This is a genomic window from Vicinamibacteria bacterium (assembly GCA_035620555.1).
GTDB lineage: Bacteria > Acidobacteriota > Vicinamibacteria > Marinacidobacterales > SMYC01 > DASPGQ01.
In genome coordinates this window covers 1-6074 of record DASPGQ010000831.1, presented here as the reverse complement: position 1 = coordinate 6074, position 6074 = coordinate 1, and the positions used below count along the sequence as shown (strand labels likewise).

Here is a 6074-nt window from a genome sequence, read left to right as displayed (position 1 = left end):
GCGCGCGTCGAGGCGATGGGGGAAGAACGACAGGCGGCCGCGATTCTCGGCGAGGACGTGAACGCTGAGCTCCGACCGGGGCTGACATCGCACTCGTGATCGTAGACTGTGCTCTCTACGAGGCCGGCCGCCGCCTTACGTCGCAGCTTACCCCCGAAGAAGCTGCCGCTCGCCACGAGCACGAAGGCGATTTCGTCTGGATCGGTCTCCACGAGCCGACTCCGGAGGAGTTCGAAACCGTGCGGCAGGGTTTCGGTCTTCACGAGCTGGCGGTCGAGGACGCCATCCATGCACACCAGCGGCCCAAGCTCGAACGCTACGGGGACTCTCTTTTCGTCGTGCTCAAGACCGCTCGTTACGTCGACGAGGAAGAATGTGTCGAGTTCGGCGAGATCCTCATCTTTCTGGGGGAGAGGTTCATCCTGGTCGTGCGGCACGGTCTCGCGAGCGGGCTCAAGGAGCTCCGGAGCAAGCTCGAAGAGAACCACGAGTTCCTTGCGAATGGTCCCAGCGCCGTTCTGCACGGAATCGTGGACAAGGTCGTGGACGACTATGTACCCGTCACCGCGGGCATCGAGGACGATATCGAGGAGGTCGAGCAGCAGGTCTTCTCCGTCGAGGGCACTAACCCGGTCGAGCGTATCTATTACCTAAAACGCGAGGTGCTCGAGCTTCGGCGCGCCACCGCACCGTTCCTCACCCCCCTGAGCCATCTGGCGACCCAGCCCATGCCGCTCGTCAAGGCCGAGGTACAGCAATACTTTCGAGACGTGTACGATCACATGCTCCGAATCAGCGAGCAGATCGACGCATTCCGGGACCTCCTCACCGGTGTTCTCGAAGCCAACATGACCCAGATGAGCATTCGGCAGAACGAAGACATGCGCAAGATCTCGGCCTGGGTCGCGATCGCCGTGGTCCCGACGATGATCGCCGGCGTCTACGGCATGAACTTTGAGCACATGCCCGAGCTTCGATCGCCGTTTGGCTATCCGGCAGTTCTGGCCTTGATGGCTGCGGCATGCAGCGCGCTCTACCTATTCTTCCGGCGGCGCGGCTGGTTGTGAGCGATTGGTCTTTCCCGGCTCGTCTTCGTGTCGCGGGGGTACAATAAGACGATAGTGAGAAACGCCCAGACCAATTTCTACGAAGCGAGCGGCAAGGTCTTCATCAAGAGTGAACGAGACCTCGAAGCCATGGCCCGCGCGGGCAGACTCGCGTCCGTCTGCTTGCAGTGGATCCTCGAGCAGGTCACGCCGGGAATGACCACCCAGGACATCGACGACCTCCAGGTCGACTTCGCGCGAAGGGAAGGTGTCATTGCTGCGCCACTCCACTATCGAGGTTTTCCCAAGAGCATTTGCACCGCGGTCAACGACGTCATCTGCCACGGAATTCCGAGCAAGAAGCAAGTCCTCAGAGAGGGTGACATCGTCGGCATCGACGTCACCCTCATTGTAGAGGGCTTTCATGGTGACAATGCCTCGACCATCCCCGTAGGAGTGGGCGCGCCCGAGGTGATGCGGCTTCTCGAGGTCACGCTGGAGTCGAACCGTCTCGCGATCGCCGCGGTAAGGCCGGGAGCCCGGCTTGGAGACGTCGGTCACGCCATCCAATCCTACGTAGAGCCGCTCGGCTACTCCGTGGTGCGTGACTTCGTCGGCCACGGGGTGGGGCGCGGTTTCCACGAGGCTCCGCAGGTGCCCCACTACGGGCGTCCCGGACGGGGCCTTCGTCTGTCACCGGGGCTGACATTCACGATCGAGCCGATGATCAACGAGGGCACCTGGGAAATGGTTCTGTTGCGAGATGGCTGGACGGCCGTGACCGCGGACGGGAAGCTCTCGGCCCAATACGAGCACACGCTGGCGGTCACGGAAGACGGCGTCCGGGTTCTCACGGTCCAGAACGAGGAAGGCACCTGGGAGCCGCCTGGCCGCTGGTACCCGCCCGCTCTCACGAAGGCCTAGCGCGTTCTATTTGAAGTCGTGCTGACGCCTCGACGATCAGAGTCGAGCCCTCCTCGCTTCGGCGCCGGAACCCGAGCAGATGAAGCACCTCGAGCGAGTACCATCGGGCCACCCTGCGATCCACCTCGAGGATGTGCCGGTTGTCCTTGAAACGCGACACCCCGGGAAGCCAGTGGGCGAACCGGCCGAGCCGAAAGTATCGAAGGATCGCCGAGACTCGCAGCCAGATCGGGCGGACGCGCCGCACCACGAAGAACCCGTCATCTCCCTGGGCCTGGTAGAGCGGCATCAGGAGGAAGCCGTCTTCGGGAACGCGAACGGCTCCCGACCGATCCCTGGCTACGACCTGACCTCGCCCGACCGGGTGAAAGCTGCGGAAGCCAGGCTCCATTCGAAATCCACAGTTGCTCTCGAGGGCGTGCCGGTAGGTTACCTCGACGATTCGAGGGACTTCGTCGGCGGCCCGTCGAAGCCGACGATGGGCGTCCGCGGCGAGCGGGCGGGCTCCCGACGACAGCATTTCGAGCTTTCCGAGAGCCAGCCAAACTGCCGAGGCCAGGTTCTCGATCGATTCGGGGTCGTCGTGTTGGCCTCCTTCGAGACCGACGGCCACGTGACCCAGAGACCCGACGTAGTCCACCAGGGTTCCCTCCAGCTGCTCTTCGAGTCCGAGCACCGCGGGAACGGGAAATCCTCGCGCGAAGTTGCGGCTGCGAAGGGTATCGGCGAATACGGCGAAAACCGTGCCCTCGCCCGAGGTCGTGTGAAGATCCAGCAGAACGATGGGGCCGCGTGCTTCGGCGAAGCCGCGCGAGAGGTTCTGGAAGAGGTCCTTTCTCTGTCGGTCCTCCACCGTGGCCAGGGCGCCGGCGAGACGCTCGCTCGACCAGTGTCGGTTCAAGTCCTCGTCGATGAAGCGCTGGCCGGCTTCGAGCGCGGGCAGGTTTCCGACCAGTGCGAGCAGATCGCCGCTCGACACGGTCTCGTCTCCCAGAGCGCGTGTGACCCGCTCGAGCGCATTGACCCCCGCTGGCTCGTTGCCATGAATCGATCCCACCAGGACCAGCATCGGCCCGGGAAGCGGTCCTCGGATTCGACCGATGACGCGTTCGCGAACGGGGGTAACGGCGGTGAGAGGGCTGCTCAATCGGTGAGTCTCTGCCAGAGCCAGGGTACTCGTCTCATGGCAATGTCCAACAAATAGAGTAACAGGCCGAGCAATGCCGTGATCGGCCACAAATCGGTCGGTACTCTCGCGCGTTCACCGAAGTCCGAGAAGATGTCCGCCGCCTCCGGCTGGAACTGCCCTCCCGTTTCCCGTGCAATGGTCTCGAGTTTCTCCAGATCCGGTGGATAGAAGCGGTACTCGTCGGGGTAGGAATAGGAGACGCTCCGCGTGCCGCCGACCTTGGCGGCGAGGTCGGGTGAGAGCCCGTCTTCCGAAAGCTCGAATCGCCACGGGGCTTCGGCCGAGACCGACACGGCGACCGAGGCGTGGTATTGGCCAGGGGCCGTCTGCCGCATCCGAACCGTCGATACGTCCCGACTCGGCCCGCTCACCCGAATCACGGGCTCGAGGTCTTTCGGATACTCGCCGTTCTCATCCACGACGGAGAGATCGATCTCGGCGGCGTCCCCTTTTCTCTCGACGCGGAAATCCACCTCCGCGCCATGTTGCCTCCGCATCGTCTCTCGCACGATCTGTGCCCAGAAGCGGCCGTAACCCTCCCACGCGAGCCAGTCGGTCGCCCATCGATTCTTGACGTCGGAGGTGAACATGACCGCGCGTCCCATTCCGTAGTGCCAACGCGCGAGCAGCGGGTCCTCGTCTCTCGCTTCGAGGACGACCTCGGCTCCTTCCTTGGGAAGCGTGCTCACGTAGCCGCGCAGAGAGGGAGCCTCGTCGAAGTCGACGTCTTTCAGTGCCTCGATCTCCCGTTTGAGGACTGGCTTGAACGCTTCCTCGACGAGCGTCGCCTCGAGGGCGATCTGGGTCTCCTCGATGAAGATCTGCTGGACTTTCTCGGCGTCGAGGATGAAGTAGCTGCGACCGCTGCCCCAATCGGCGATGGCGGCCAAGAGCTCCTGGTCCGCCTCCTCGCCCACCGCGACCGTCGAGACGGTAATCTCGTCCTCGACCATGCGCTTCACGAGCTCCTCGTAGTCGTCGGGATAGGTCTTGCCATCCGAGAGCAGGATGACGTGTTTGACTTTCGAGGGGCTTTCGATCAGTTGCTCGTAGGCCCGTTCGAGTGCGGGATAGATGTTCGTCTGTGCGCTCGCCTGAATGCGGCTGATGCCTTCCTTGATCCATTCCTTGTTCGACGCCATCTGGAGCGGAATCGTGGTGTAGGGATTCCAGTCGAAGGTGACCACCCCGAACCGGTGCGTATCTTCCAGCAAATCGAGCGCCGCCTTCGTCGCCTCCTTGGCGAGCGCGATCTTCCTCCCGTACATGCTGTAGGACTTGTCGAGAACGACGACGAGCGAGAGATCCTTCCATTTCTCTTCGACGCGAAACTGCACCGGAAGCACCCGCTCCACGATTGTGTCCGAGTAACCTTTCTCTCCATAGCTCGTTTCGCCCGCCGCGAAGATGAGGCCACCATCCTGGTCTCGGACGTAGCTTTCGAGCTCGAGCATGATGCGTTCGTCGAGGCTTCCGGCGGACACATCGCTGAGAACGATGGCGTCGAACTCACCGAGCGATAAGCCCGACCTTGCGAAGGAAACACCCGGCACCAGGACGACTTCGAAGCCGGCAGACTCGAGGGCGTTTCTGAAGTAGGGAGCGCTCGGCGGATGCCCTTCGACGTACAGAATCCGGGCAGCCGGCCCCACGGACACGGTCTGAAGACGCTGATCGTTGACGGGAAACGGGTCACTGGCGGTATCGATCCTCGCCAGAAGATCGACGATCCCTTCGTCGGGAAGCTGTACTTCGAAGCTCACGCGGCTGAAGCCCGGCGGGAGCGTCAATGATTTTTCCGCCAGACGCGCGGACGGGGTCTCGAGCCCCACGGTCGCCTCCTTCGGGACCCGGCTGAACACCAGGACGCCGACTTCTGCCATCTCCTTGGCGCGAAGGCCCTCGGGGACTTCGATTCGCTCGATCCAGCTATCGCCTTCGGATCGGGCAGCTGCGGGCATGGTGAAGACCCGCACCGCGTCGGCTTCGAGCTCCGGCAGCACCGAGCTCAAGTCCCCCTCGGTCTCGTGCCCATCGGTGACGAGAACCAATCGCTTCAGGCTGTGGGGGGCGAAGCTTCCCATCGCCTGGCGGAGAGCCCGCTCGATGTTCGTGCGGCTCTGGTCGATGACGCCCTGAGTGCCATTCGCACCCCTCTCGACCGAAGCGCCGTCGTACACGGCGATCCTACCGAGCTCGTCGGCGCGCTCCACGATGGCCGCATCCCCAGCGAATCCAATGAACCGGGCATGGGCGGGCCGCCCCGTCGCAACGGCGTCGGCACACCACTGTATGGCGGCGCTCAGGAACTCGGGCGCGATGCTGCGGGAAACGTCGACCACAAAAATCGCCGATATGTCCGTGCTCGGCCGATTCAAATGGGGGCGCATGAGGGTCAGGAGCAACATCGACGCGACGGCCGCTCGCACCAAGGTCAGGGCGGCAAGATGCCGCCGGCTCAGGGACGTTTCGGTGCGTCGCCGGACCCAGAACAGGAAGAGCACGGCGGGAATCAGGAGCAACGGCCAGTAACTTTCGACGCTCAGCGACATGGCGATCCGATCAATTGTATCTCATCGAGCTTCCTCGGATCGCGTTACCGAGAAGGTGTTCCGTTGCATGGAAGAGGAGGTCTCGTTCGAATCGAGCGACGGCCCGCGTTAGAATTTCCCCGTCTCCTACGGCAAATCGCCGGAAACCAAGGAAGAGCCTTGATCGGAGAGACTCTCGGACACTACAGGATCCTCCGGAAGCTGGCTAGCGGCGGAATGGGTGACGTCTACGTCGCCGAGGACCTCAAACTCGGTCGCAGAGTCGCTCTCAAGGTGCTGCCGCCAGAATTGAGGTCCTCTCCCGAGCGGCGAGCACGCTTCGAGCACGAGGCGCGCGCCGTCGCCGCACTGTCCCATCCGAAC

The 6074-nt window shown here is 63.1% G+C and carries 5 protein-coding genes; 3 read left to right on the top strand and 2 right to left on the bottom strand.

Annotated elements, in window-relative coordinates; genetic code table 11:
* The first annotated feature begins 95 nt into the window (after nucleotides 1-95).
* Together corA and map are read left to right on the top strand one after the other, a co-directional pair.
* Entirely contained in the window at nucleotides 96-1067 is a 972-nt protein-coding gene (gene corA, locus VEK15_33030; protein ID HXV65567.1) for a magnesium/cobalt transporter CorA, read from the top strand.
* Nucleotides 1068-1121: 54 nt separating this feature from the next.
* Nucleotides 1122-1970 (top strand): type I methionyl aminopeptidase, encoded by an 849-nt coding sequence (map, locus tag VEK15_33025; protein HXV65566.1) that lies wholly within the window; start codon nucleotides 1122-1124, stop codon nucleotides 1968-1970.
* On the opposite strand, the gene VEK15_33020 is transcribed toward map, so the two are convergent.
* Both VEK15_33020 and VEK15_33015 read right to left on the bottom strand, forming a co-directional pair.
* Nucleotides 1957-3117, bottom strand: coding sequence for a succinylglutamate desuccinylase/aspartoacylase family protein (locus VEK15_33020; protein HXV65565.1), 1161 nt, complete (start codon nucleotides 3115-3117; stop codon nucleotides 1957-1959). The genes map and VEK15_33020 overlap by 14 nt on opposite strands.
* Nucleotides 3114-5711 carry a VWA domain-containing protein gene (locus VEK15_33015; protein HXV65564.1) on the bottom strand — a complete coding sequence of 866 codons (2598 nt, stop codon included), beginning with the start codon at nucleotides 5709-5711 and terminating at the stop codon, nucleotides 3114-3116. The genes VEK15_33020 and VEK15_33015 overlap by 4 nt, the downstream gene beginning before the upstream one ends.
* 159 nt (nucleotides 5712-5870) lie before the next feature.
* Between VEK15_33015 and VEK15_33010 the strand changes: the two genes are divergently transcribed.
* A partial coding sequence (locus tag VEK15_33010; protein HXV65563.1) for a serine/threonine protein kinase occupies nucleotides 5871-6074 on the top strand: 204 nt, incomplete at its 3' end.

Bases quoted from the DNA above. Each gene is read 5' to 3' on its own strand.
- VEK15_33015 (HXV65564.1), bottom strand. From the start codon at position 5,711: ATGTCGCTGAGCGTCGAAAGTTACTGGCCGTTGCTCCTGATTCCCGCC.